Genomic DNA, 24884 nt, shown 5'->3' on the forward strand with positions numbered 1-24884 from the left:
TCGCGGAGCGGCTCAGCTGGTGACGACGATGAGTTGGTCCTGGGTGGTGTAGCGGATCTTCTCTGCCCGGTCCGGATTGAAGACGACGCCGAACTGGCGGTCGGGGTCGTCCGTCAGCGCGGCGCGCCGGTAGCCGATGGCGGTTTCACCCCGGAGTGCGGCCGACTCGATCAGGGTCTGGAAGTCCACCGCCGTGTTGATGCGGATGTAGCTGGGAATCAGGCGCGCATGAATCACCGGGGCCGGCGCGCTGGACAGGCTCGCGTACACCGGCGCGCAGGCCCGCGACTCGGCCACGCGGGCCAGCAGTGAGCCGATCATGCGCGTCGTCGGGACGATGTCGTCCAGTCGCGCCAGTCGCGCCAGCGAGGGGCTGTGCAGGTCGAGCATCTCGCTGATGACCGGCAGCGGCCGGCCAATCTTTTCCGCCAGGTGGCGCAGGTGCAGCAGGATCATCACCGTAACCGAATCGGCCTGTGACAGCGCGGTTCCAGCGGGCGAAAGCACCACGATCTGCTGGAAGTCGGCTGGCGCGAGCGATTCGAGCAGCGCCGCGTCGGAGGGATCGCCGTCGCAGTGATGCAGGCGGCGCGACGTCATCTGCTGCGCCAGGCCGGAGAGCTGCCCGGGTACGCGTGCATCGTTGCTGACCACGACGATGTCCGAGCCCGCGGCCGGCGCGGCATCGAGTTCGCGGATCAGGCGCGCGGCGCGCGTGTTCCACCCGAGCAGCAAGGTGCGCTCGACAGCGGGTTCCGCCCGCGCGCCCAGGAGGATGGCGGAGCGATTGGCCTTGGGCGTCGTGGCAAGGGCATTGGCCGGCTGGTCGCCGATGGCAATCAGCCGGTCGCCCGGCGCAAGCCGTGTGCGCATCGGCGGGTTGAACTGGCTCTCGCCGCCGGCGTGCACGACGCCCAGCGGTGCATAGCCCTGGTTGGCGAGCAGGGCCTCGCGGTAGGTGCGGCCGATCAGGGCGGGCTCGTCGCGCAGCACCAGCGGTGCCTGGGCGCGATCGAGCAGCGAGCGGTAGATGACGCTGATGCCCGGCTGGCGGCAGCTCTGCGCCAGCACGCGGGCGACCAGATCGTCCCCGCGGACGAAGTGAGTGTCGGTGCCGCCGGCCAGGGCCGCGGCGGCCGGGTGCATATCGGCCTGGAGTTCGGCGACCACATGGCACGATCCGGCCCGGAACGCCGGGTGCCCGGTGATCGCCAGCACTGATTGCAGCACCGCGCCATCGGAAGCACCCGCGTCATCGGCCAGTACCACGATGGCGTTGGCCGATTCCGGCGATACCTGGCGCAGGTCGCCGTGATCGCGCGCGCTGCCGCGCCGGAACACCACGTTGCGGTGGCTGGCGTCCGGGAGGTTCCAGGCCAGGTGGTCTTCGACGTGAATGGCATCCTGCTCGGCCAGCACGACAACGCGCTGCAGCTCGCCTTCGCCGTCGGGCTGGCTGAGCGAGCTGACCACCGAGGCGGTCTTGCTCGACCAGCCTACGACCACGGTGTGCCCGCGCTCCACGACCAGTGCCCGGCGCGGGCGCGGCGTGGTGCGGGCGTGCAGCGCAAGGCCCAGCGTTCCGGTGAGAAGCGCCGCGGTCAGGAGCACGCCGATGGTGACCACCGCCAGCAGCACCGGCACGATCCAGCCGCCGCCCAGCCCCAGGGCATCGAGCAGGCTGCGCCAGGTCATGATGATCAGGCCCAGGGGCAGGGTGGCGCTGGTCAGCTGGCTGTCGCCCGACAGGCCGACGACAAGGGCGGTCAGCACCGCGCACAGGCTGCAGGCCAGGATGACCGGTCCGTACGGAATACGCGCCTTGCCCGCGAGGGTGCTTTCCCATCGGTAGCGCAGACGGTCGCGCCAGGTGATCGGTGCTTGCGGCATGGGGCGGATTGTCGGTCAGGGGCGCGCACGATACAGGGCGGGACTGGCCGGCGGAAGTTGCGCGGTGTCAATCCCGCCACCCGGTACGGAGCCGTACCGGGCGATCCCGGCGGACGAGACTCCGCGACCGCCTATCTTCCGACAGGAACGGCCGCCGATCTTTGCCGTAAACGACACTTTGGCGACTGTCCCGGGACAAGACACCGCACCGGAGCCTCTGCCGGGAGGTCCGTCCGCCACTGGATGGCCGTCGCCGCCCCCGGGGCAGAATGCGTCGCCAACCGCGGACGTGCGACAGATTACAGAGGTAGCCAAAGAGTCAATTAGCTTTTTGGCAAAGCGGATTTCGTGCTAGCGTAGCCGGGCAGTCCGTTCGAAGTCCGGGGTGCCGCCGCAACGGTGGCCATGCATTGCTAGGGGGCTTTATGGGTATGCCGGTCGTTTCGGCAGGCGCGCGCCTGCCGCGTTCATATCGTTTCCGCGCCGTATCGGCGGTGCCGCTGGCGCTGCTGGGCGCCCTGGTCGCCGTCGCGCCGGCCAGCGCCGATGCACCGCGGCAGGATCTTCCGCCCGTGCTGGCGAACATTCTGCGTGATGCGGTCGGCGCGCCCGCCGCCGAAAACGCCATCAGCGGGTTTACGCGGCTGCCGGAGATCCGGCCGCATGACGCGCGGCTGGACCTGGACATCGTCTACACCGAATCGACGATCTACAACCCCGCCACCGGCCGGGATGACAAGGTGCGCCTGCGCTCCTACCGGGGCAAGGGAACCAACCCGAAGATTCCCTTTGTCGCGCCGACGATCGAGATCCAGCCCGGCGAGACCGTGCGCATCGGTCTTAACAACCAGTTGCCGCCGGAACCCAATTGCACGCCGCCGGACATCAACACGCCGCATTGCTTCAATTCCACCAACTTGCATTCGCATGGCCTGTGGGTAAGCCCCACCGGCAACAGCGACAACGTGCTGCTGACGATCCGCCCGACGGTGAGCTTCCAGTACGAATACAACGTGCCGTTCGACCACCCTGCCGGCACCTTCTGGTACCACCCGCACCTGCACGGTTCCACCGCGCTGCAGGTGTCCAGCGGCATGGCGGGAACCCTGATCATACGTGGCAGCCGCAAGCCGACGCCGGAGAAGAACGGCGACATCGACACCCTGCTGTCGGTGTATCCGGATGGAAAGCCGGTCGTGGAGCGCGTGCTGGAATTCCAGCAGGTGCAATACGCCTGCCGCGACAAGAATGGTCAGATCAAGGTGGAGAAAGACGCCGCCGGCAAGGTGATCGCCTGGGTGTGCGACCCGGGCGATGTCGGCACCATCGAGAGCTACGACCAGTTCGGGCCGAACAGTTGGCAGGAGTCGAATCGGTACACCAGCATCAATGGCCAGGTTCTGCCCACCTTTGCCGGTGTTGCAGCCGGACGCCTCGAACGCTGGCGTGCCGTACACGCCGGCGTGCGCAACACCGTCACCCTGCAGTTCAAGAAGATGCGCGCCAATGCGCCGACCTTCGACAAACTCCGCGCCGCGGATCTGGATGCCTGGGCGCACGAGAACTGCACCGGTGACGTCCTGCCCCAGTGGGAAATCGCCGCAGATGGCCTGACCCACGCGCAGATGATCGAGAAGACCCAGAACGTGCTTCAGCCGGGTTATCGCAGCGACGTGCTGGTTGTCTTTCCCGAAGCGGGCGAGTACTGCGTCATCGACGCGGCCGCGCCAGCCAACTCGGCCGTCGGGAATATCGAGGAGAGCCGCCAGGTGCTGGGCAAGGTGCTGGTTTCCAAGGGCGTGCCGGTCGGCGGCGACATCCGCAAATTCCTGACCACGCAGTTGCAGGCGATGGCCGGCAAGTCCATGCGGCCGGACATGCGGGAAAAGGTGAAGGCGGCCCTGGGCGACAACCTGCAGACCGGCAGCTTCGTACCGCACCCGACGATCGAACAGGTCAACGGCTATCAGGATGTGGAATTCAACATCGTCACGACGCAGACGCCGCCGCTGTTCCAGGTCAACGGCCATTCCTATGACCCGACCCAGGCGCGCACGCTGATCCTGGGGAAAGTGGAGGAATGGACGATCACCTCCAAGCTGGCAGGCCATCCGTTCCACATCCATGTCAATCCGTTCCAGGTGGTGAAGATCCTCGATCCGGCGGGCAATGACGTGAGCGAGAAGGGCGAGCCGAACGATCCCCAGTACGCCAACCTCAAAGGTACCTGGAAAGACACGCTCTTCGTCAAGCAGAACTACAAGATCGTGATGCGCACGCGCTACCAGCGTTACATCGGCGAATACGTCCTGCATTGCCACATCCTCGATCACGAGGACCAGGGCATGATGCAGAACATCAACATGGTGCTGCCTGATGGCCAGGGCGGCGGCATTACCGGCCATCACTGATGCGCTGAGTGACCGATCGGGTGGGTGCGCATAGTGGCGTACCCACCCGTTTGTTCGGTGAAGTACCTCAGCGGGCGACCGGGTTCTGCACCACCACTTCCACGCGCCGGTTCTGCTGGCGGCCGCTGGCACTGGTGTTGTCGGCAATCGGATAGTCCGGACCCATGCCGCGGGCCGACAGCCGTGCCATGTCGACGCCGCGATTGGCCAGGTAGGATTTCACCGATTCGGCCCGGTCGCGCGACAGCGCGATGTTGAAATCGCGCGCCCCGACGGTGTCGGTGTGGCCTTCGATGGAAACCGTGGCTGCATCGTCGGACTTCAGTGCGTTGGCCAACTGGTCGAGGTTGCGCGTGGCTCCGGGTTTGAGCTCGGCGCGGCCGGTTTCAAACAGGACGTCGCCCAGGGTGACGACCAATCCGCGCTGGGTAGGCCGTGCCTCCAGGTCAGCGAGCTTCTCCTGCAGGACGTCGCGTTCCGCGCGGGCGGCCTGTGCATCCAGGCGCGCCTGGGCGGCGGCAATTCGCTCGTTCTGCGCCTGCTGTTCGGCGGCGGCTGCCTCCTTGAGGGCGGTTTTGGCGCGCAATTGGGCGATGTCGATCTGGCGTGCGCGCGCATCGGCGAGCAGGCGCTCGCGCTCGGTGCCAAGCTCCTGGGCGCGCACCTCGGCAAAGCGCGCCAGGCCTTCGGCTTCGGCGGTCCGCAGCAGGCGGTCAGCCAGGTAGACACCATGGTCGAACAGCTCGTGGTCGAGACGGCGTCCGTCGCGTGCGAGCACGACAATCGCGGCCTCGGCGTTGTCGAGTTCGGCGTCGGCGTGCACGGCGATGCGCTGGTCGTGGCGCAGGCGATCCAGTTCCGATTGCAGTCGGACAACCTGGGGCGCCGGGCCGTCCGGGGTGGTCGCGCAACCGGCCAGCATCACGGCGGACATCACAGCAAAGGCGATAGGTCGACGGTCCATGGCAATTCCTCGTGGGCAGTCGGTCGTTTGGAGCGCGGAAATGCTGCCCGACTTCTCCGTTCCCCTGATCCGGACGGGACGCGCTGGGTGCCTGTCCGTCAGTGTTCGGCGCGGCGGACGCCGGGCGCCTGCTGCAGCGCTTCTTGATCCGTAGCGCTGCAGCAGTACGTCGCGCGGCCCTGCGCCCTCGTGGTGGTCAGTGAATCTGCGCGCGCAGGCTTTCGACCGCGACTTCCACTTCCCGGGTCGTCGCCTCGGCGCGGGCCTGCCGGCTGCGGGCCTCGGCGAGGATGGCGTCCGCGCGGGTGCGCTCGGAGGCCATGATGCTGTCGTTCCAGTCGCGGTGGTCGGCGCGGTCGACGGCAGCGGCCAGGTTGTCGCGTGCGGCGGTCAGGTCCGTGATGGCATGTTCCGTGGCGCCGGCACGTTCGGCGGCTTCGACCGAGGTGCGGGCCTCGGTAAGGGCCAGCTCGGCGTCACGGCGGTTGGCGGCGATGGCGGGCAGGCTGACCGCGCAGCACAGCGCCAGCACGATGAGTTGTCGTTTCATGGGGGCACTCCCTGTGCCGGGCGATCACCAGCGGTCGAATTCCCGCCGCGAGATGCGCCCGTCATTGTTGTGGTCGGCGTAGTCGAAGTCGTTGGCGAGGGTCAGGTAACGACGGGCTTCGCCCTCGTCGATGCTGTCGTTGGCGTCGCTGTCGAGTTGCTCGAAGGCCGGCCGCGATTCCGCGGGGCGCGGATCAGGCTGGCCCCAGCGGACGATCAGCTCGCCGTCCTGGGTCTGGTACCGCGTTTCGCGCAACTGGGTGGCGGACGCGGTGGCCAGCCCGAGGGCGCCGCCGATCAGGAATACGGCGATGAGGGGATGTTGGAATCGCATGGCGGCCTCCGCGTCAGTGCAGGCGGGCCGAAACGTCGCGGCCGAACTCGGCCAGACTGCTGGCGGCCTTGGACAGTCGTGGCGTCAGGTTGGCGGCCAGTCGCTCGGGCAGCGATGTCGACGACCGGCGCATCATCGTCCCGACGATGGCCGCGACGCCGACGCCAACGGCGACGAGCAAGGGAACAACGATCTTGCGCGTCCGGGCTGCGCGGGCCTTTGCCATCCGGGCGGCACGCCCGCGGGCTGGCGCCGCTTTCTCGGTCATGGCGCTGCCGTTCTTGCGCGTCATGGTCCGGGCGTGGGTATTGGTACGGGACTGGGATGTAGTGCGCTCCATTGTCTGGCTCCTGGTGAGTGACCTCGGCCGAAAGGAGGACAACAGGTTCCGTGCCAACGGGCGGATCCGGGGAATTCCCCGCTGCTCCGCGCCATTGGCCGGGATGCCGCGGATGGGGCGCCGGGCAGTTTGCAGAGGCAGTCTTGACCGCGGTTGCAAAGCGCAGCAGCCGCGGCGGCTGGCGGAACGGGCGCTACTGGTTGGCGAAGGTGGCGCCCAGCTTGACGCGCCGTTCGATTGTCTCCGCATTGCGATGGATGCGAAGGACGACGACCTTGCCCATTTTCTCGCGCAGTTGGGATTGGAACGCGGCGCGGTTCTCGACCGCCTTGCCGTCGATGGTGAGGACGACGTCGCCGCTCAGCAAATTGGCGCGGGAGGCGGGACTGTCGCCGACGATGTCTCCCAGGCGGACGCCGCCGTTGAACTGGCGGCGCTCGGAGGCCGAAAGATCGCGGAAGGTGGCGCCGAACGGCAGGCGGAGGCGGACGTAGTAAGCCGCGATGGTGATGCCGGGCGGGTAGGTCAGTACGCGATCTGCGCCAACGCGGCGGGCCTGCTCAGCGATGGCGCTGGCCGGGTCGCCGTCCTGCGGACCGAAGTGGCTGTTGCCCACCAGGACGTAGCCTTTGGTGGCGAGGCTGGCTTCATCCGCGGCGGGTTGGGTGCCGGCAAGGACTTCCGTCTGTTCCGGCGCCGGGGCGGCGCGCAGGTCGGCCAGCGCCGCCGGGTCGCGCCCGGGAACGGCGGTGAAATGCCGGGCAGCGGCTGGTTCGTGGGCGCCCGGTTCCACACTGTGACGCGTGACGGTGGCACAACCGGAGAGCAACAGGCAGAGCAGGGCGAAAAGGCGGATTCGGTGCATTCGGGACGTCCTTTTTCCAGAACCGAAGCATCGCCCGTGCGCCGTGATCGGAATGCAAAGCCCGTCACGTGCCGTACGGTTTGCGCCGCGGCGGCGCTAGCGCCGATAATTCCGCCCTTTGAGCGTTTCGCCAAGGATCAGCCATGCTTGACCCGGCTTTGCTGCGCGGCCAATTGGCGGCCGTCGCCGACCGTCTGACCACCCGCGGTTTCGTGCTCGACACGGCCGAACTGGAAGCCCTGGAGGCCCGCCGCAAGGCGGTGCAGGTGGAAACCCAGGATCTGCAGAACCGCCGCAACAGCCTGTCCAAGGCGATCGGCGTGGCCAAGGGCAAGGGCGAGGATGCCGCTGCGCTGATGGCAGAGGTGGGCGGCATCGGCGACCGGCTCAAGCAGAATGAAACCCAACTGGCCGAGATTCAGCTGCAGATCGCGACCTGCGCCCAGCGCATCCCGAACCTGCCGCACGAATCGGTGCCCGTGGGGGCGGATGAATCGGGCAATGTCGAGCAGCACCGCTGGGGTACGCCGCGGCAATTCGATTTCACCGTGAAGGATCACGTCGAGCTCGGGGCGCGCAAAGGCTGGCTGGACGGTGATGCCGGCGCGAAGCTGTCGGGCTCCCGCTTCACCGTGCTGCGCGGCGAGCTGGCGCGGCTGCATCGCGCCCTGGCCCAGTTCATGTTGAACCTGCACGCCGACGAGCATGCCTACCTGGAGTGCAACGTGCCGCTGATCGTCAATGCGGATGCGATGCAGGGTACCGGCCAGCTGCCGAAGTTCGAGGATGACCTGTTCGCCACCGAGATTGGCGAATCCCGCCGTTACCTGATTCCGACCGCCGAGGTGTCGCTGACGAACATCGTTCGCGACACCATCGTCGAGGCGGACAGCCTGCCGATGCGCATGACCGCGCACTCCATGTGCTTCCGTGCGGAAGCCGGATCGGGCGGCCGCGACATGCGCGGCATGATCCGCCAGCACCAGTTCGAGAAGGTGGAGCTGGTGAGCATCACCAGGCCGGGCGAGAGCGATGCCGAGCACGAACGCATGACCCGTTGCGCCGAACGCGTGCTGGAACTGCTGGAGCTGCCGTATCGCCGCATGCTGTTGTGCACCGGCGACATGGGTTTTGCGGCGGTGAAGACATTTGACCTGGAAGTCTGGCTGCCCTCGCAGGACACCTACCGCGAGATCTCGTCCTGCTCCAACTGCGGCGACTTCCAGGCGCGCCGCATGCTGGCCCGCTGGCGCAACCCGGAGACGGGCAAGCCCGAACTGGTGCATACGCTCAATGGTTCCGGCGTGGCCGTGGGCCGCGCCCTGATCGCCGTGATGGAGAACTACCAGCAGGCCGACGGCTCCATCGCCGTTCCCGCCGTGCTGCAGCCGTACATGGGCGGTGCATCGTCCATCGCCTGAGGGCAACCGGCCGGGTTCGTCGCCAGAACACAGCGTTCTAAGCACGTGACGAAAATTCGGCGGGAAGCTCAGGCCGGGCCTGTTACCCTAGTGGCTGCCGGCAGCGGAGGCCTCCGTTGCCGGCACTGCGTCAGGGGCGACTGCTAAGCTATTGCGACGCACTGCCGGCGCCCCCATGTCACGGCGTTGCCGCGTGTCACCGGTGCGTCCCGAGGATCTGCCATGCGTAACACCGAAAATACCGCCCGCGCCATGCCCGACGTCGCACAGGATGCCCGCCCCCATGTGGCCGGCGCCCTGGACTGGGTCGGCATGGGCGAGATCCACGTACCGGTGAGCCTGTCGCTGGCGGACGGGCGCAGCGTGCAGTCGGGCGCCCGGGTGACGGCCTATGTCAACCTGGCCAAGCCGGACGTGCGTGGCATCCACATGTCGCGGTTATACCTGCATGTCGACCGTTCCTTGTCGACCGAGCCGCTGACCCCGTGCTCCCTGCGGCGGCTGCTCAAAGATTTTCTCGATTCCCATGCCGAGCTTTCCGACCGCGCCATGGTGCGGATCGCGTTCGACTACCTCATCCGTCGGCCGGCGCTGGTCAGCGACAACAGCGGCTGGAAGTCGTACCCCATCGTGTTGACGGCCCTGATGGACCGCGGCCAGTTCTCGCTGGAGCTGGGTTGCGAGGTGGTGTATTCCAGTACCTGCCCCTGCTCGGCGGCGCTGGCGCGCCAGCTGATCCAGGAGAAATTCGGCCAGGACTTCGCCCGTGGCCAGGCGCTGGACTACGACGCCGTCGTCGCCTGGCTTGGCAGCGAGCAGGGGATTGTTGCCACACCGCACAGCCAGCGCAGTTCGGCCGAAGTGCGCGCCCGCCTGGCGCAGGGCTTCGACCTGCCGATCATCGACGTCATCGATCGCGTCGAAGCGGCGCTCAAGACACCGGTGCAGACGGCGGTGAAGCGCGTCGACGAGCAGGCCTTCGCCCGCTTGAATGGCCAGAACCTGATGTTCTGCGAAGATGCTGCCCGGCGCGTGCAGCAGGCGCTGGACACGGACGAACGCATCGTCGACTTCTGGGTCCGTACCTCGCACTTTGAAAGCCTGCATCCGCACAACGCGGTGGCCGTGGCCACCAAGGGCGTGACCGGCGGCTACACCGGCGGTATCGACGCCTTCGCCACCGTCGGCGCCTGACGCCGCAGGGTCGCCTGCCGGCGACCCGTTCCTTGTCTGACGCGTCCGCTGCCGTCTTGAACGGCGGTGTGGTCGTGCCCGTCGTCCGCGTTCCCGGCAGAAACGGCAGGAGAGAGCCTCCGCACGCAAAAAAACGGCGCGGTTGCCCGCGCCGTTCACTCAACCATCCTTGTTTGCCGCGCCGGATGACCGGCGCGGCGACGTTGTCGAATCTTAGAACTTCTGCTGGTAGCTCACGTAGTAGAAACGACCCGGCACGCGGTAGTTCGTTTCGTAGTTGTTCGCGAAGCAGGAGAAGCACACCGGCGGATCCTTGTCGAACAGGTTGCGGATACCGGCGGTGATCTTGGCCTTCCACGGCGCTTGCCAGGTGGCCTGCGCGTCGAAGTACCACACGTCTTCGATCTCGTTCTGCGGCTGCAGCGACGGACGGGCAACGATGTTGGCGCCAGACAGCGAATACGTGTTGATCACGCGATTCGGGTTGGAGCACAGGTTGCGCAGGTCGGCCTGGCCCAGCGCGTTGGCGGTGTTGACCACCAGCGAGCAGTTTTCCTTCAGCGCGGAGGTGTAGTTCGCGCCGAGGGTCGCACTCCAGTCGCCCTGGGTCCAGGTCGTGGAGATGCGCGACTGCAGACGCCACAGCGAGCCGGCGCTGGAGTTGTTCAGCTGCGTACCGATCTGGTTGCCCAGGGTCGGGTCGCCGTCGCCGTTACGCACGCCGCGGTCCGGCTGGTGCAGGTCGCCGTAGTACGAGATGTAGGCGTTGTCCCAGTTGACCTTGAAATCGCCGTAGTCGGTCGAGAAGTTGTAGTCGACGGTGAAGTCGAAACCTTCCACTTCCAGGCCAGAGGCGAAGTTCTGGTTGGTCGCCAGCACCTGGCGGACTTCACCCGGGTTGCCGAACTGCGAGCCGTCCAGGTCGCGGAAGATCAGGGCGCAACGGCTGCTGATGTTCGAGACGAAGCAGTCGTTGAGGATCTGCTGCGTGGTACGCGCCGAGATGTTGTTCTCGATCTGGATGTTGTACCAGTCCAGGGCGACGTTCAGACCTTCGACGAATTCCGGGCTGTAGACCAGGCCCAGGGTCTTCGTACGGGCCGTTTCCGGCGACAGGTTCGGGTTGCCGCCGCTGGTGCCACGCACCTGGGCCGCCGACTGCTGGTAGTTGGTCGGCACGCCGGCTGCTGCGCAGCGGGCGCGGACGTCCGCATTTTCCTGGAAGATCGTGCTGTTGCGCGAGCAGGGGTCGACGGCGGTCGGGAAGCCCGTCGCCTGACCGGCGAACAGTTCGTTGATCGACGGCGCGCGGAAGCCCTCGGCGTAGTTGCCGCGGACCAGCAGGTCGTCAATCGGACGCCAGGTGAAGCCGAACTTCGGGTTGTTGGTCGTGCCGAAGTTGGAGTAGTCGGAGTGACGCGTGGCCACCGAGAATTCCAGCGACTTGGCGAAGGTCACGTCACGCAGGACCGGAACCGCCAGTTCGATGAAGCCTTCGGTCAGGTTGTAACCGCCGCGGGTGGCGGTGGCCGGGTTGTCACCCAGCACGTTGCCCGACTGGGTCAGCGGATCCGGATCGAAGTAGCCGAATTCCTTGCGGTATTCCAGGCCAGCCGCGAAGGCCAGCATGCCGGCCGGCAGCTCGACGATTTCGCCGGACAGGTTGGCCGTGTAGTTCTTGGTCTGCTGTTCGGTGATGTTGCGCGGAACCACGCCGACGTAGGCGAGCATTTCCGGCGTGATGCCGGACTGGCCGCCCGTCAGGTTGAACGGCACGCAGCCGGCGATCGGCGCAGCGGCCGTGCCGCAGCGGGCAACGCCGCCAGCGTCGATGAACGACGGGCCGGTCGCCAGGCCGAAGCGGGTGGCGTCAAAGAAGCCACGCTTGACCTGCACCAGTTCGTTGTTCGAGTAGCTGTAGTTCACGTCCCAGTTGAAGCCGCGATCCCACAGACCGAAGTTGCCTTCCAGGCCCAGTCCGTAGCGGACGGTGTCCTGGTCGACCGCGAACGAACGCGGCTGGACGGTCGGGCGGAAGGTCACGCCGTTCACGGTGACGCCGAACGGGTTGTAGACGTTGTCCGCGTGCAGGCGGACGCCCGAGAGCGGCTGGGCGGCGAGCTGGGCTTCGCTGCTGCGCTGGTTGAACAGCATTTCAGCGCGGAGCTTGACGTTGTCGGTGAGGTCGTAGCGACCCTGGGTGTAGACCGACTGCGTCTCCTGCGGCTGCACCAGGTAGTTCACCGGGGTGAAGTTGTAGCCGTCGGTGCGGAAGTTGAACACGCGGAAGTCCGACAGGCCGGTGGCGTCGGTGCAGTCCTGGTTCGGACGGCAGCCCGGCTTGCTCGGATCCAGCGTCAGCACGCCGCGGTCCGGCACGTTGAAGCTGCCGAACGGGGTGGTCGGGCTGGCGCGGCCCGGCGACGAGGTGTTCGCCGGGAAGCCGAACAGCGGGACCGACGAGATGTCGCGGTCACCGGCCATGATCGGCTCTTGATTGGTGTAAGCAACGTTGAACAGCACGGAGCCGCGGTCGTTGCTGGTGCCCATGGTGAGGTCATAGGCGGTGCGGCGGCCGTCGCCGTGCGAGTTCTCGCCGACGTAGGCAGTCGCCTGCGCGCCTTCGAACTTGTCGCGCATGGTGATGTTGATCACGCCGCAGATGGCGTCGGTGCCGTAGATCGACGAGGCGCCGTCCTTGAGGACTTCAATGCGCTCGATCGCGGCAAACGGGATGCTGCTGAGGTCGACGTTGCCGTTGAGTTCCGGCACCCAACGACGGCCGTTGACCAGGACCAGCGTACGGTTCGAGCCGCAGTTACGCAGGTCGACGCGGCTGGTGCCGTTGGTGTTGCCGTTGTTCACGGTCAGGCCGATCGATGCGCCGTTGCTGGTCAGGTCGGTCAGGACGTCAGCGACCGAGGTCAGGCCGGTGCGTTCCAGGTCGACGCGCTCCAGGGCGAACACCGGCTGGGCGGTTTCGGTTTCGGCGCGCTTGATGCGCGAACCGGTGACGATGATGGCTTCGAGCTCTTCGCCCTTTTCTTCCTGGGCGATGGCAACGCTCTGCGCCAGCATGCCGGCGAGACCGCCGTACAGCGCCAGCGTGATGGAACGGGTAAGTACGCGGGATTTCATCAAAACTGCCCCCATGAACAGGTCAGGTCAAAGTACGTAAGTCATCGTACTTTTTCGGCGAAAAAGAACGACTCTGGTCGCGAGGAACCAGCCAGGCCGTCGTGACAAACCCCAACACCCCGGACTTACAACCAGACGCAGCAGGCTGCGCCAAATGTGAAGCATTTATTAAGGTAACGGGGTCTGACCGATTTGTATAGCGTGTCTTTTGCCGTTTTTGTGGTCTTGGGATATGGATTGGCCGAAATCCACGTCGATATGCCGGTTGGTAGACGTCGAAAGTTCGCTGAAATCCGAAAAAAAACCCCCGATTTCACGTACTTCCGTCGCCCACTGTCGTCGCGTCATTCTGTCGCCGTACTGGGCCGAACTTTTCTGCCCGGCGACGCCCCCGGGCCGGGGAAGCAGGGTTAGCGACGCCGGCCGGCCGGTCCGGAAGCCGCTCCGCCCTTTGGCGCAGCTTTTTCCGCGGTGGCAGGCAGTAGCTGTGGGTCCAGCCGGACATCGAACCAGTTGAATCCCCAGTGCACATGCGGCCCGCTGGCGCGCCCCGTCGCGCCCGCGGCGCCCAGAACCTCGCCCTGCGCCACGGCCTGGCCGACGACGACGTCAATGCGGCTCAGGTGCGCGAAGGCGCTGGTGAGGCCATGGCCATGGTCGACCAGGACGGTGCCGCCGGTCAGGACCAGGTCTGGATCGGCGAAACTGACGACGCCGCCGGCCGGCGCCTTCACGGGCGTACCGGTTGGCACGGCGATGTCCAGGCCCATATGCGGCGACTTCGGTATGCCGTTATTGACGCGCTGGCTGCCGTAGACGCCGCTGATGCGGCCTTCGGCGGGCCGGGCGAATCCCGCCAGGAAGTCGGTCCGCGGGTCGTTCCGCTGGCGCGCCTGGGCAACCCGTGCCTGCTCCTCGGCGATCCGCTTCTCGGTCTCCGGATCGGGCGTGACGGTGCGCTGCGGCAGCCCGTCGACACGTTCGATCGCGTAGCTGCGCTGCGTGACCGCGAGTGCGTGCTCGACCGCTTGGCCGCGGGGCAGTGACACGGATACGACCAGGCGTTCCGGCGCGTCGCGGGCGATGCCAAACGCAATGACACCGTCCGCGCCGGCGGCCAGTGTGCGGTCGCCGACCTTCACCTGGCTTCCGGCGGGGACGTGGCCCACGACGAGCTGCCCCTGTTGCACGGTGTTCGGCAAATCGATGACGCCAGCGTCTGCCCAGGCGCCTGGCGACGTTGCCGCGGCCAAGGCCAGCGCCCATTCCACCGGTCGCTTCATCGGGCGAATTCCAGCCGCTTGCCCATCTGGCTGTCGTCGAGCTGGCCCTGGTGCCAGGCACGATGGCCGTTGACCCAGGTGGCCGTGATCGACGAACGGAACGTGGTGCCTTCAAACGGCGACCAGCCGCAGCGGGACAGCACCTGGTCACGGCTGACCCTGTGCGGGCGGCGCGGATCGACCAGGACGAGGTCGGCCCAGTAGCCTTCGCGCAGGAAGCCCCGTTCCTTGACCCGGAACAGGTTCGCCGGTGCATGGCTGGTGCACTCCACGACCCGTTCGAGGCTCAGCTGGCCGTCGAAATGGCGCTCCAGCGCGCACTGCAGCGCGAACTGCACGAGCGGAAGCCCGGACGGCGCCTTCTCGTAGGGTTGGGCCTTCTCCTCCAGCGTATGCGGTGCATGGTCGGTGGCCAGGACGTCGATCCGGCCTTCACGGACGGCGGCGATGATGGCGTCGCGGTCAGACGCGGACTTGATGGCCGGGTTGCACTTGATCTGGTTGCCCAGCGTCGCGTAGTCCTCTTCGCTGTAGTGCAGGAAGTGCATGCAGGTTTCGGCGGTGATGCGCTTGCCCTGCAGCGGTCCCGGCGAGAACAGGGCCAGCTCGTCGGCGGTCGTGATGTGCAGGACATGCAGTTGCGTCCCGTGTCGTTGCGCCAGGCTGATGGCCAGCCGGGTGGACTTTATGCAGGCCTCGCGCGACCGGATGTACGGGTGGCGTCCGACCGGAATCGCGTCGCCGTAGCGTTCGCGCTCGGCAGCCAGGTTGGCCTCGATGGTCGGAGTGTCCTCGCAATGCGTGACGATGATCGTCGGGGCGTCCCGGAAAATCGCATTGAGCGTATCGGGGTTGTCCACCAGCATGTTGCCGGTCGAGGCGCCCATGAAGATCTTGATACCGCAGGCGGCCTTCGGATCCAGCGCGCGGATCACCTCGAGATTGTCGTTGGTGGCGCCGAGGTAGAAGGCGTGGTTGGCCACCGACTTCGCCGCGGCGCGGGCGTATTTGTCTTCAAGTGCGTCGAGCGTGGTGGTGGTTGGCTTGGAATTGGGCATCTCCATGTAGCTGGTGATGCCGCCGGCCACGGCGGCGCGCGATTCGGTGGCGAAGTCGGCCTTGTATTCCATGCCGGGCTCGCGAAAGTGCACCTGGTCGTCGATCATGCCCGGCAGCAGCCACAATCCGGTGGCGTCGACCACCGTTTCGTCGGCGCGTCCGCTCAGCCCCGGCGCTATCGTGTCGATCCGGCCGTCGCGGATACGCAGGTCGCTGACGGTGCGCTGGCCTTCATTGACGAGGAGGGCGTTCTGAATCAGCCAATTCTTCATGGAGAGGGTTCTCTGGCGTCGGGGCCGCGGGTGGGCGATGACGGAACGTAAAATCAGTCGGCACCGGATCGATACCGCCGGCGCTGAAGGGATGACAGCGTAGCAGCCGCCAGGCCGCCAGCAGCGAGCCGCGCCCCGCCCCGTGGCGTGCGACGGCGACCCGGGCGTAGTCCGAGCAACTGGGATGATAGCGGCATCGCGAGCCCAGCAGAGGACTGAGCAAGCGCTTGTACATGCCCAGCAAAAGGAGTATTAGCCGAGACACTGGCGGCGTGATCCGATGGGGCCAGGCGTTGATCTGGCGAGGATTTCCGGCGGTTGCCGGCATTACCGACTTAGGCTATAACACGCCGCCGCCTAGCCACAACGGTGAACGGAAATGGCGAAAAGCACGCGTAGTTCTGCGAAGAAACCTGCTGCGAAGGGGAAAGCCGTAGTCAGCAGCAAGAGCGCGACCAAAGCAGTCGCGCCGGCAAAGAACAAGGTTGCAGCCAAGACGACTGCCAAGCCCGTCAAGAAGGCGGCGCCACCGGCCAAGGTGGCAAATGCCGCGAAGGCGACGAAGGTGGCAAAGGCGGTCAAGCCGGCCCCACCGGCCAGCAAGTCAGTAGTCGCAACGAAATCGGTGAAACCGGCAGCCAAGGCTCCCGCCGCGGCAGCCAAGTCCGCCAAGCCGACGACGTCGGAACCGGTCACGGCGAAATCCGCCGCCAAGCCCGCTCCTACGGTTTCCAAGCCAGCGCCGGTCGCGGCGCCAGCAGCATCCGCACCTGCTTCGACACCCAAGTTGGCGGAGCACCCCAAGCCGGCCGCCGCAGCGGGGCCGGCCTCGCAGCCGGCGGTAACGTCGGAGCCCGTCAAACAAGACACCACCAGCAAATCGACTAAGCAAGTGATTACCGAAGAGTCCAAGAAAGCAAAAGGTAAAGGAGTGATTGCGCCGACCGCGTCCGAGGCCGGAATCACCATGGAAGGCGGCCGCTACGCTCTTGCGGCAACCACACACATTGACCTTCCGCCGGGCTACCGCCCGTCGTCGGATGAGGAGTACATGAATCCCATGCATCTTGCCTTCTTCCGCAACAAGTTGCGGGAGTGGCGGGACCAGCTGGTCGAGGAATCGAAACAGACGATCGACAACCTGCGCGAGGAAGTCCGCGACATCGGCGACGAAGCCGAGCGGGCGACCCGCGAGACCGAAAACTCCCTGGAGCTGCGTACCCGGGACCGCTATCGCAAGTTGATCGCCAAGATCGACAAGGCGCTCAAGCGGATCGAAGAAGGACGCTACGGCTACTGCGAAGAGACCGATGAGGATATCGGCCTGGAGCGTCTGGAGGCCCGTCCTATCGCCACGCTGTGCCTTGATGCGCAGGAGCGCTGGGAACACCGCCAGCGCCAGATGGGCGACTGATCACGATCGCATGCACGCCCCTGCAACGCCCCGCCTTGAGCGGGGTGTTGTTTTTCCGGGGTACGGCAGGAGCGGGATCAGGCGGTGAGGGTGGCGCGGGCGTGCTGCTTGATGGTCTGGAGCATGGCGGCAAGGCCGTTCGACCGCGTCGGCGACAAATGCTTGGCCAGCCCGATGGCCTCGATGAAACGGGGCTCGGTGGAAACGATCGCGTCGGCCGAACGACCGGAGTACACGCGCAGCAACAGGGCGATCAGGCCGGTGACGATGGATGAGTCGCTGACCGCCGCGAATTCCAGGCGCCCCGCATCGCCCGACGGTACCAGCCAGACCTGTGACTGACAGCCATGCACCTTGTGGGCGTCCGTCTTCCAGGCATCCGGAAATTCCGGCAGCTTGCGGCCGAGGTCGATCAGGTACTGGTAGCGTTCGGTCCAGTCCGCAAAAAAGGCGAATTCGTCAATGATCGCGTCCTGCGCTGCCTCGGCGGCCATGGCACTGGTTTCGCTCATTGCGACGCCACCCGCCAGCGCGTGCCCTGGGCGCCATCCTCGATCGTGACACCCATGTCCGCCAGCGTCTTGCGGATCTCGTCGGCCTTGGCGAATTCACGGGCGGCGCGAGCGGCGTTGCGATCGAGAATCAGCTGTTCGATGGCCGCCGCGTCGACGCCACTGCTGGCGCCCTGCTTGAACCAGGCTTCGGGCTCGCCGGTGGCAAGGCCGATCATCCGGGCGCAGCCGAGGAGATCGCGCTTGGCGGCGGCAGCCTGGTCGGTACCGATGGCTTTGCGCGCCGCATCGGCGACGCGCGCCATGATCGCCAGTGCTTCGGGCGTATTGAGATCGTCGAGCAGGGCGGTCTCGAACTCGGCCGGTACGGCGTCGTGGTCGATCTCGACGGGGACGTCGGCCAGGTCGCGGAGTACGCCATACCAGCCGTCGAGCGTGGCACGCGCCTGGCGCAGCGCGCCCTCCGACCAGTCCAGCGGCTGCCGGTAATGCGCCTTGAGCAGGACGTAGCGCAGCACTTCCGCGGGATAGAGTCCCAGCAGCTCGTGCAGCACCACCGTGTTGCCCACCGATTTGGACATCTTCTTGCCGTCCATGGTGAGCATGCCGTTGTGCATCCAGTAACGCGCAAACACCTTGCCGCCGTGCGCGCAGGTGCTCTGCGCGACCTCGTTTTCGTGGTGCGGGAACTGCAGGTCGACGCCGCCGGCATGGATGTCGATGGTCTCGCCCAGGTGAGTGGCGCTCATGGCCGAGCATTCGATGTGCCAGCCGGGGCGGCCGATGCCCCAGGGGCTGTCCCAGCCCGGCAGGTCGGGTGTGGAGGGCTTCCACAGTACGAAGTCCGCGGGATTCTTCTTGTACGGCGCCACTTCGACGCGGGCGCCGGCGATCATGTCTTCCAGCGAGCGGCCGGAGAGATGACCGTACTCCGGATAGCTCGATACATCGAACAGCACGTGTGACTCGGCCGCGTAGGCATGGCCGCTGGCGATCAGCTTCTCGCACATCGTGATGATCTGTGGGATGTGATCGGTCGCGTGCGGCTCGACATCGGGCGCATCGGCGCCGATCCGCCCCATGTCCTCGCGATAGGCAGCGGCGTAACGCTGGGTAATGGTGCCGATCGGCACGCCGGCTTCGCGTGCGGCGTTGTTGATCTTGTCGTCGACGTCGGTGATGTTGCGGGCGTAGGTGACGTTCGGGAAATGGCGCCGCAGCAAGCGGGCCAGCAGTCCGAATACCACATACGGCCGGGCGTTGCCGATGTGGACATAGTTGTAGACCGTCGGCCCGCAGACATACAGGGTGACCCGGTCGGGGTTCTGCGGCGTGAATTCCTCGACCCGGCGGGTCAACGTGTTGTACAGGCGAAAGGTCATCGGCGTCGACTCTGAATAAGATGAATAGTCTAGCAGTGCGGGCGGACATTCCCAGGTACCCGCCGCCCGCAGGGGAGGCGGTCCGGTCCCGTACGCCTTATCGCAGATTCAGGCTCGGTCAGTTAAATTCTCATTCAAGTCCATGGTGGAACGCTCCGATCCGGCGCGGAATCAATTCCGTCCACGCGGCCCATGGGTGTGTCGTACCGTTCCTCTGCCTTCCGGAGATCACGATGTCGCGTACGTTGCTGCTTATCCTCGCCGCCGGGCTCGTCATGAGCCAGACAGTCAGCGCCCAGGAAGACCGGGGTCGCTCCGACGAGGCAGTGCACTACGCCTGGGCCGATGTGGTCCGCGTCGATCCGATCTATACCTATGAACGTGTCAGCCGCCCCGAGCGCGAGTGCTATGACGAGCGCGTGACCCATCGCGAAGACGGCCGGGGCAACAACACCGGCGCTACGGTGCTCGGCGCCATCATCGGTGGCGCGCTGGGCAATCAGGTCGGCAAGGGCGACGGGCGCAAGGCGGCCACCATTGCCGGTGCGGTCGCCGGCGGCGCCATCGGCAACAGCGCGGCCCGGCGCGATGACCGCACCTACACCAGTACCGAACGCCATTGCCGTGAAGTGGATGGCGGCTACGAAGAGCGTCGCGTGAACGGCTACGACGTCGAGTACCGTTATCGGGGCGAAACCTACATGTCGCGCCTCGACTACGATCCGGGCGAGCGCATCCGCGTACGGGTCAGCGTCACGCCGGCCGAGTAACCGACGGGATGCGGCCGGCAGCCTTGTGTTGGCCGACCCGCCGGGCGTGCGTCGGACGCTGCCGCATATTCCCATGTATTGTTGCGCCGCGGAAAACTTCCGTGTAATGATCCCGGCGTCCACCCCACCCGAGGCAGCATGAGCGCGAACTACGCCGACGCCGATATCCTGACCAGCGCCCGCATGGCTGCTGGCATGACGTCGCGTGCGCGTCGACCGTTCCCGCCATTGCCAGCCGGGTAGGTCGTCGCACTGCATCATCAGTTTCCGACAAAAACCCGGCCTTCGCGCCGGGTTTTTTGTTTGTGGTCCCAAGCCCGGCGAGCGAAGTCCCCCACCTTCTGCCGAGGCTTCCGATGTCACTTCGCCACTTTCTCACCACGCAGGATTGGTCACGCGCCGAGCTGGACGCGTTGCTGGACCAGGCCGTCGCCTTCAAGCATTCCCGCTTCGGCCAGCAGCTGGCGGGCAAGTCCATTGCCCTGCTGTTCTTCAACCCCTCCATGCGCACGCGCACCAGTTTCGAACTGGGCGCCCATCAGTTGGGCGGGCATGCGGTCGTGCTGGCGCCCGGCAAGGATGCCTGGCCGATCGAGTTCGACCTGGGCACCGTCATGGACGGCGATACCGAGGAGCACGTCTCCGAAGTAGCCCGCGTTCTGTCGCGCTACGTCGACCTGATCGGCGTGCGGGCGTTTCCGAAGTTCCAGGACTGGTCAGTGGACCGCGAAGACCGCGTCATCAAGGCATTCGCGAAGTACGCCACGGTGCCGGTGATCAACCTGGAAACCATCACGCATCCGTGCCAGGAGCTCGCGCACGTGATGGCGTTGCGTGAGAAATTCGGCAATCTGGACAAAAAGAAATACGTCCTGACCTGGACGTACCACCCCAAACCCCTCAACACGGCAGTGGCAAACTCGGCGCTCCTGATCGCCACGCGTTTCGGCATGGACGTGACGCTGCTGTGCCCGACGCCCGAGTACGTACTGGACGAGCGTTACATGGAACTGGCCCGCCAGAACGTTGCCGAGAGCGGCGGTTCGCTGCGGGTGAGCCACGATATCGAGGACAGCTACCGCGGCGCCGATATCGTCTACGCCAAGAGCTGGGGCGCGTTGCCGTACTTCGGCCGCTGGCAGGACGAGGCCCCGATCCGCCAGTCGCACAAACATTTTATTGTGGACGAGGCAAAAATGGCGCTGACCAACAACGGCGTCTTCAGCCATTGCCTGCCGCTGCGGCGCAATATCAAAGCGACCGACGCCGTAATGGACTCGCCGGCCTGCATCGCGATCGACGAGGCGGAAAACCGCCTGCATGTGCAGAAAGCCGTCATGGCAGCCTTGGCCCGGCACACGCCTTCGCGCTGAACGCAGCCCCTTTATTCAACCCATCCGGCTGCCGCGAAGCGGCCGACAGGAACACGTCATGAGTCAGAAAGATATCGTCTTGGCATTTTCAGGCGGACTGGATACCAGTTTCTGCATTCCCTATCTGCGCGAACGCGGCTACACGGTGCACACCGTATTTGCTGATACGGGGGGCGTGGACGCCGAGGAGCGGGCCTATATCGAGGCGCGCGCCACCGAGCTTGGCGCCGCCAGTCACGTCACGGTCGACGGTGGTCCGGCAATCTGGTCCGGATTCGTCAAACCCTTCGTCTGGGCCGGCGAGGGATACCAGGGCCAGTATCCGCTGCTGGTGTCCGATCGTTATCTCATTGTCGAAGCCGCCCTCAAACGCTGCGACGAGCTCGGCACGACCCTCATCGCGCACGGCTGCACCGGCATGGGCAACGACCAGGTGCGTTTTGACCTTGCGGTGAAAGCCCTCGGCGACTACACCATCGTTGCGCCGATCCGCGAGATTCAGCGCGAACACAAGGAAGTGCGGGCGTACGAGCAGAAATATCTGGAAGACCGCGGATTTTCGGTGCGCGCCAAGCAGAAGAGCTACACGATCAACGAGAACCTCCTCGGGCTGACCATGTCCGGCGGCGAGATCGACCGCTGGGAAATTCCCGGGCCGGGCGCGCGCGGCTGGTGCGCACCGCGCTCCGAATGGCCGGCACAGGCATTGCACGTGGAAATCGTATTCGAGCAGGGCGAGGCGGTGGCGCTCAACGGAGAGCGCATGGCGGGCCATGCCATCCTCGCCCGGCTCAATACACTGTTCGCGTCCTACGGTGTCGGGCGTGGGCTTTACACGGGCGACACGACGATCGGCCTGAAAGGCCGCATCATTTACGAGGCGCCCGGCCTGGTTTCCCTGCTCGCCGCGCATCGCGCGCTGGAAGAGGCCGTGCTGTCGCGGCCGCAGAACCGCTTCAAGCCCGAGATCGCCCGGCGCTGGGTCGAGCTGGTGTATGAGGGCTTCTACCACGATCCCCTCAAGGCTGACCTGGAAGCCTTCCTGGCCTCCAGCCAGCGCTGCGTCAACGGCACGGTCGTGCTGGAATCCGTGGGCGGAACTGTCAATGCCGTCGCGGTGCGTTCGCCGCACATACTCAATGCCAAGGGTGCGACGTATGCGCAGTCGGCGGATTGGGGCGTGGCCGAAGCCGAGGGATTCATCCGTCTCTACGGCATGAGCTCGACGCTGTGGGCTGAAGTCAATCGCGGCCAGGGTGACTGAGGTGCGGCCGATGCGTACACACGAGGGCAAGTGCCCATGATCGCCACGACACTGGACCACCTGCGTGCCCTGGTCGCCTGCGACACGCGCAATCCGCCGCGGGATATCGGCACCGGCGGCATCTTCGACCATCTCAAGGCGGCCTTGCCCGGCTTCAGCCACACCGTGACCGATCATGGTGCCGGCGCAGTCAGCCTGTACTCGGTGCGTGGAAAACCACGCTTTCTGTTCAATGTTCACCTGGATACCGTGCCCGCGTCGCCGACCTGGTCGCGCAATCCACACGAGCTGCTGGTGACGGATGATCGCGCAATCGGCCTGGGCGCCTGCGACATCAAGGGCGCCGCCGCCGCCCTGCTCACGGCCGCGGCGCACACTTCGGGCGGTTGCGCCTTCCTGTTCACGACTGACGAGGAAGCCAACGACGCACGCTGCATCGCGGCCTTCCTCCGGGATCCGCCGCCGTTTGACGCCGTCATCGTGGCCGAACCCACGCGTGCCGAAGCGGTTCTTGCCCATCGCGGCATCAGCGCCGTGCGGATGCGACTCGCCGGACGCGCAGGGCACGCGTCGGGCGACATCGCGCTGTCGGACAGCGCGGTACACCAGGCGATGCGCTGGGGCGGCCGGGCACTCGATTACGTCCAGGCGCAATCGCATCACCGCTTCGGCGGGCTGACCGGGCTGCGTTTCAATATCGGTCGCGTCGACGGTGGCATCAAGCCGAATGTCATCGCACCGTCGTGCGAAGTCCGGTTCGGATTCCGTCCCCTGCCGAGCATGTCGACGGACGAACTGCTGGGGACATTCCGCGCCTTCGCGGAACCTGCGCCCGCCGAGTTCGAGGAAACGTTTCGTGGCCCGTCGCTGCCCGCGGGTGACATCGCCGCCGCGGAGTCGCGCCGGCTGGCTGCGCGCGACCTTGCGGACGAACTGGGCCTGCCGATCGGAAATGCCGTGGATTTCTGGACTGAATCATCGCTCTTCTCGGCCGCCGGCTACACCAGTTTCGTCTACGGTCCTGGCGATATCGCGCAGGCACACACGGCCGACGAATGGGTCGCCCTGGAACAATTGCAGAAAGTAACCGAAAGCTATGTACGGATCATCGACCATGCATGCGCATAAAGATGTACGCCAGACGATCGTGCGCCTGTTGTCGAGCATGGCCAGCGCGAAAGAAATACACCAATACCTCAAGCGTTTTTCGCAGCTGGACGCCAAGCGCTTCGCCGTGGTCAAGGTCGGCGGCGCCGTTCTGCGCGATGACCTGGAGGCGCTGACCTCTTCGCTGGCATTCCTGCAGCAGGTGGGTCTGACACCGATCGTGGTGCACGGTGCCGGTCCCCAGCTGGACGAACAGCTGTCCGCAGCTGGCATCCAGAAGCAGACCATCGACGGCCTGCGCGTGACTTCACCCGAGGCACTGGCGATCGTGCGCCGCGTTATGCTGACCGAGAACCTCAAGCTCGTCGAATCGCTGCAGGCGACGGACGCGCGTGCGACCTCAATCGTCGGCGGCGTCTTCGACGCGGAGTTCATGGACCGCGAACGCTACGGCCTTGTCGGCGAGGTGACCGGCGTAAATCTGGCGCCGATCGAAGCCAGCCTCAACGCCGGCTCCATTCCCGTGATCGCGAGCCTGGGCGAAACACTGGGCGGTCAGATTCTCAACATCAATGCGGATTTCGCGGCCAATGAGCTGGTGCAGGTGCTGCAGCCCTACAAGATCATCTTCCTGACCAGCACGGGTGGCCTGCTCGACGGTGAAGAGGCGGTGATCGATTCGATCAACCTGTCGACCGAATACGATCATCTGATGGCGCAGCCGTGGCTGCATTCGGGCATGCGGCTGAAGATCGAGCAGATCAAATTGCTGCTGGACCGCCTGCCGCTGACGTCCTCGATCTCGATCACGCGGCCGGCCGAGCTGGCCAAGGAACTCTTCACCCACAAGGGCTCGGGCACGCTGGTGCGGCGCGGCGAGAAAGTCCTGAAGTTCCATTCCTGGCAGGGCATCGACTGCGATCGCCTGCGCTCGCTGATCGAGTCGAGTTTCGGGCGGCGCCTGGTCGCGGACTACTTCGAGCGCACAGTTCCCCAGTGCGTCTACATCAGCGAGAACTATCGCGCCGCGGTGATCCTGACGGAGGTCCAGGGGCATACCTATCTCGACAAATTCGCGGTGCTCGACGAGGCGCAGGGCGAGGGACTGGGGCGTGCCGTGTGGCAGGTGATGCGCGAGGAGGTGCCGCAGCTGTTCTGGCGCTCACGACACGGCAACCTGGTCAATCCGTTCTACTACGCCGAATCCGATGGCTGCTTCAAGCAGGAAAAGTGGAAAGTGTTCTGGTATGGGCTGGAAGATTTTTCCGACATCGCCTTCTGCGTGGACCATTGCCGCGACCGGCCGCCAACCCTGATCGGTTGACGGCCCTGAACCCCTGGA

Annotated in this window: 21 protein-coding genes; 9 read left to right on the forward strand and 12 right to left on the reverse strand. The window is 65.8% G+C overall.

The genetic code is table 11. From position 1 onward, the window contains the following. Positions 1 to 12: 12 nt before the first annotated feature. Entirely contained in the window at positions 13 to 1890 is a 1878-nt protein-coding gene (locus N4264_RS09980; protein WP_261696884.1) for a CASTOR/POLLUX-related putative ion channel, read from the reverse strand. Between the two features lie 431 nt (positions 1891 to 2321). Here N4264_RS09980 and N4264_RS09985 point away from each other — a divergent pair, with 431 nt between their 5' ends. Continuing rightward, on the forward strand, positions 2322 to 4301 hold the full coding sequence (locus N4264_RS09985; RefSeq protein WP_261696885.1) for a multicopper oxidase family protein: 1980 nt from the start codon (positions 2322 to 2324) through the stop codon (positions 4299 to 4301). Between the two features lie 67 nt (positions 4302 to 4368). Here N4264_RS09985 and N4264_RS09990 read toward each other — a convergent pair whose 3' ends face one another. From N4264_RS09990 to N4264_RS10010, 5 genes are all read right to left on the reverse strand, one after another. Beyond that, positions 4369 to 5265: an OmpA family protein gene (locus N4264_RS09990; protein WP_261696886.1), complete on the reverse strand. Its 897-nt coding sequence runs from the start codon at positions 5263 to 5265 to the stop codon at positions 4369 to 4371. Between the two features lie 196 nt (positions 5266 to 5461). Further along, on the reverse strand, positions 5462 to 5815 hold the full coding sequence (locus N4264_RS09995; RefSeq protein WP_261696887.1) for a DUF4398 domain-containing protein: 354 nt from the start codon (positions 5813 to 5815) through the stop codon (positions 5462 to 5464). 24 nt (positions 5816 to 5839) lie between these two features. Continuing rightward, positions 5840 to 6148 carry an EF-hand domain-containing protein gene (locus N4264_RS10000; protein ID WP_261696888.1) on the reverse strand — a complete coding sequence of 103 codons (309 nt, stop codon included), beginning with the start codon at positions 6146 to 6148 and terminating at the stop codon, positions 5840 to 5842. A 13-nt stretch (positions 6149 to 6161) separates the two neighbouring features. Then, on the reverse strand, positions 6162 to 6488 hold the full coding sequence (locus tag N4264_RS10005; RefSeq protein WP_261696889.1) for a hypothetical protein: 327 nt from the start codon (positions 6486 to 6488) through the stop codon (positions 6162 to 6164). Between the two features lie 193 nt (positions 6489 to 6681). After that, the gene (locus tag N4264_RS10010; protein WP_261696890.1) at positions 6682 to 7353 is read right to left on the reverse strand and encodes a PDZ domain-containing protein; all 672 of its coding nucleotides are present in this window, start codon (positions 7351 to 7353) and stop codon (positions 6682 to 6684) included. A 143-nt stretch (positions 7354 to 7496) separates the two neighbouring features. Between N4264_RS10010 and serS the strand changes: the two genes are divergently transcribed. Together serS and folE2 are read left to right on the forward strand one after the other, a co-directional pair. Then, on the forward strand, positions 7497 to 8774 hold the full coding sequence (gene serS, locus N4264_RS10015) for a serine--tRNA ligase (protein ID WP_261696891.1): 1278 nt from the start codon (positions 7497 to 7499) through the stop codon (positions 8772 to 8774). Positions 8775 to 8996: 222 nt separating this feature from the next. After that, positions 8997 to 9968: a GTP cyclohydrolase FolE2 gene (gene folE2 / locus N4264_RS10020; RefSeq protein ID WP_425508321.1), complete on the forward strand. Its 972-nt coding sequence runs from the start codon at positions 8997 to 8999 to the stop codon at positions 9966 to 9968. Positions 9969 to 10181: 213 nt separating this feature from the next. Here the strand turns inward: folE2 and N4264_RS10025 are convergent, their stop codons facing one another. From N4264_RS10025 to yidD, 4 genes are all read right to left on the reverse strand, one after another. Further along, positions 10182 to 13106, reverse strand: a complete 2925-nt coding sequence (locus N4264_RS10025) for a TonB-dependent receptor plug domain-containing protein (protein WP_261696892.1) — start codon at positions 13104 to 13106, stop codon at positions 10182 to 10184. Between the two features lie 410 nt (positions 13107 to 13516). Further along, positions 13517 to 14389 (reverse strand): M23 family metallopeptidase, encoded by an 873-nt coding sequence (locus N4264_RS10030; RefSeq protein WP_261696893.1) that lies wholly within the window; start codon positions 14387 to 14389, stop codon positions 13517 to 13519. Then, positions 14386 to 15720 (reverse strand): dihydroorotase, encoded by a 1335-nt coding sequence (locus N4264_RS10035; protein WP_261696894.1) that lies wholly within the window; start codon positions 15718 to 15720, stop codon positions 14386 to 14388. Before N4264_RS10035 ends, N4264_RS10030 begins: the two co-directional genes overlap by 4 nt. Continuing rightward, positions 15680 to 15955, reverse strand: coding sequence for a membrane protein insertion efficiency factor YidD (gene yidD, locus N4264_RS10040; RefSeq protein WP_425508344.1), 276 nt, complete (start codon positions 15953 to 15955; stop codon positions 15680 to 15682). Before yidD ends, N4264_RS10035 begins: the two co-directional genes overlap by 41 nt. A gap of 144 nt (positions 15956 to 16099) precedes the next feature. Between yidD and dksA the strand changes: the two genes are divergently transcribed. Further along, positions 16100 to 17134, forward strand: a complete 1035-nt coding sequence (gene dksA, locus N4264_RS10045; protein WP_261696896.1) for an RNA polymerase-binding protein DksA — start codon at positions 16100 to 16102, stop codon at positions 17132 to 17134. 77 nt (positions 17135 to 17211) lie between these two features. On the opposite strand, the gene N4264_RS10050 is transcribed toward dksA, so the two are convergent. Both N4264_RS10050 and cysS read right to left on the reverse strand, forming a co-directional pair. After that, on the reverse strand, positions 17212 to 17646 hold the full coding sequence (locus N4264_RS10050; RefSeq protein WP_261696897.1) for a SufE family protein: 435 nt from the start codon (positions 17644 to 17646) through the stop codon (positions 17212 to 17214). Next, a complete protein-coding gene (cysS, locus tag N4264_RS10055) occupies positions 17643 to 19028 on the reverse strand; it encodes a cysteine--tRNA ligase (protein WP_261696898.1) in 1386 nt (461 codons plus the stop codon). Before cysS ends, N4264_RS10050 begins: the two co-directional genes overlap by 4 nt. Before the next feature lie 233 nt (positions 19029 to 19261). Here cysS and N4264_RS10060 point away from each other — a divergent pair, with 233 nt between their 5' ends. From N4264_RS10060 to N4264_RS10080, 5 genes are all read left to right on the forward strand, one after another. After that, complete coding sequence (locus N4264_RS10060) at positions 19262 to 19798, forward strand: glycine zipper 2TM domain-containing protein (protein WP_261696899.1); 537 nt, start codon at positions 19262 to 19264, stop codon at positions 19796 to 19798. Between the two features lie 356 nt (positions 19799 to 20154). Continuing rightward, positions 20155 to 21171, forward strand: coding sequence for an N-acetylornithine carbamoyltransferase (locus tag N4264_RS10065; protein WP_261696900.1), 1017 nt, complete (start codon positions 20155 to 20157; stop codon positions 21169 to 21171). Positions 21172 to 21229: 58 nt separating this feature from the next. Then, positions 21230 to 22435, forward strand: a complete 1206-nt coding sequence (locus N4264_RS10070) for an argininosuccinate synthase (RefSeq protein WP_261696901.1) — start codon at positions 21230 to 21232, stop codon at positions 22433 to 22435. A gap of 36 nt (positions 22436 to 22471) precedes the next feature. Then, complete coding sequence (locus N4264_RS10075; RefSeq protein ID WP_261696902.1) at positions 22472 to 23563, forward strand: acetylornithine deacetylase; 1092 nt, start codon at positions 22472 to 22474, stop codon at positions 23561 to 23563. After that, positions 23550 to 24866, forward strand: coding sequence for an acetylglutamate kinase (locus tag N4264_RS10080; protein ID WP_261696903.1), 1317 nt, complete (start codon positions 23550 to 23552; stop codon positions 24864 to 24866). The genes N4264_RS10075 and N4264_RS10080 overlap by 14 nt, the downstream gene beginning before the upstream one ends. The last annotated feature ends 18 nt before the right edge of the window (positions 24867 to 24884 follow it).

Source organism: Tahibacter amnicola, assembly GCF_025398735.1.
Lineage (GTDB): Bacteria > Pseudomonadota > Gammaproteobacteria > Xanthomonadales > Rhodanobacteraceae > Tahibacter > Tahibacter amnicola.

What these genes read in the sequence shown, in the direction of transcription:
- N4264_RS10080 (WP_261696903.1), top strand. Translation starts at nt 23,550, where the DNA reads ATGCATGCGCATAAAGATGTACGCCAGACGATCGTGCGCCTGTTGTCG.
- yidD (WP_425508344.1), bottom strand. Translation starts at nt 15,955, where the DNA reads ATGTACAAGCGCTTGCTCAGTCCTCTGCTGGGCTCGCGATGCCGCTAT.
- N4264_RS10060 (WP_261696899.1), top strand. Translation starts at nt 19,262, where the DNA reads ATGTCGCGTACGTTGCTGCTTATCCTCGCCGCCGGGCTCGTCATGAGC.
- N4264_RS10050 (WP_261696897.1), bottom strand. Translation starts at nt 17,646, where the DNA reads ATGAGCGAAACCAGTGCCATGGCCGCCGAGGCAGCGCAGGACGCGATC.
- N4264_RS10065 (WP_261696900.1), top strand. Translation starts at nt 20,155, where the DNA reads ATGTCACTTCGCCACTTTCTCACCACGCAGGATTGGTCACGCGCCGAG.
- N4264_RS10000 (WP_261696888.1), bottom strand. Translation starts at nt 6,148, where the DNA reads ATGCGATTCCAACATCCCCTCATCGCCGTATTCCTGATCGGCGGCGCC.
- folE2 (WP_425508321.1), top strand. Translation starts at nt 8,997, where the DNA reads ATGCGTAACACCGAAAATACCGCCCGCGCCATGCCCGACGTCGCACAG.
- dksA (WP_261696896.1), top strand. Translation starts at nt 16,100, where the DNA reads ATGGCGAAAAGCACGCGTAGTTCTGCGAAGAAACCTGCTGCGAAGGGG.
- N4264_RS10075 (WP_261696902.1), top strand. Translation starts at nt 22,472, where the DNA reads ATGATCGCCACGACACTGGACCACCTGCGTGCCCTGGTCGCCTGCGAC.
- N4264_RS09995 (WP_261696887.1), bottom strand. Translation starts at nt 5,815, where the DNA reads ATGAAACGACAACTCATCGTGCTGGCGCTGTGCTGCGCGGTCAGCCTG.
- N4264_RS09985 (WP_261696885.1), top strand. Translation starts at nt 2,322, where the DNA reads ATGCCGGTCGTTTCGGCAGGCGCGCGCCTGCCGCGTTCATATCGTTTC.
- N4264_RS09990 (WP_261696886.1), bottom strand. Translation starts at nt 5,265, where the DNA reads ATGGACCGTCGACCTATCGCCTTTGCTGTGATGTCCGCCGTGATGCTG.
- N4264_RS10035 (WP_261696894.1), bottom strand. Translation starts at nt 15,720, where the DNA reads ATGAAGAATTGGCTGATTCAGAACGCCCTCCTCGTCAATGAAGGCCAG.
- N4264_RS10070 (WP_261696901.1), top strand. Translation starts at nt 21,230, where the DNA reads ATGAGTCAGAAAGATATCGTCTTGGCATTTTCAGGCGGACTGGATACC.
- N4264_RS10025 (WP_261696892.1), bottom strand. Translation starts at nt 13,106, where the DNA reads ATGAAATCCCGCGTACTTACCCGTTCCATCACGCTGGCGCTGTACGGC.
- N4264_RS09980 (WP_261696884.1), bottom strand. Translation starts at nt 1,890, where the DNA reads ATGCCGCAAGCACCGATCACCTGGCGCGACCGTCTGCGCTACCGATGG.
- cysS (WP_261696898.1), bottom strand. Translation starts at nt 19,028, where the DNA reads ATGACCTTTCGCCTGTACAACACGTTGACCCGCCGGGTCGAGGAATTC.
- N4264_RS10030 (WP_261696893.1), bottom strand. Translation starts at nt 14,389, where the DNA reads ATGAAGCGACCGGTGGAATGGGCGCTGGCCTTGGCCGCGGCAACGTCG.
- N4264_RS10005 (WP_261696889.1), bottom strand. Translation starts at nt 6,488, where the DNA reads ATGGAGCGCACTACATCCCAGTCCCGTACCAATACCCACGCCCGGACC.
- serS (WP_261696891.1), top strand. Translation starts at nt 7,497, where the DNA reads ATGCTTGACCCGGCTTTGCTGCGCGGCCAATTGGCGGCCGTCGCCGAC.
- N4264_RS10010 (WP_261696890.1), bottom strand. Translation starts at nt 7,353, where the DNA reads ATGCACCGAATCCGCCTTTTCGCCCTGCTCTGCCTGTTGCTCTCCGGT.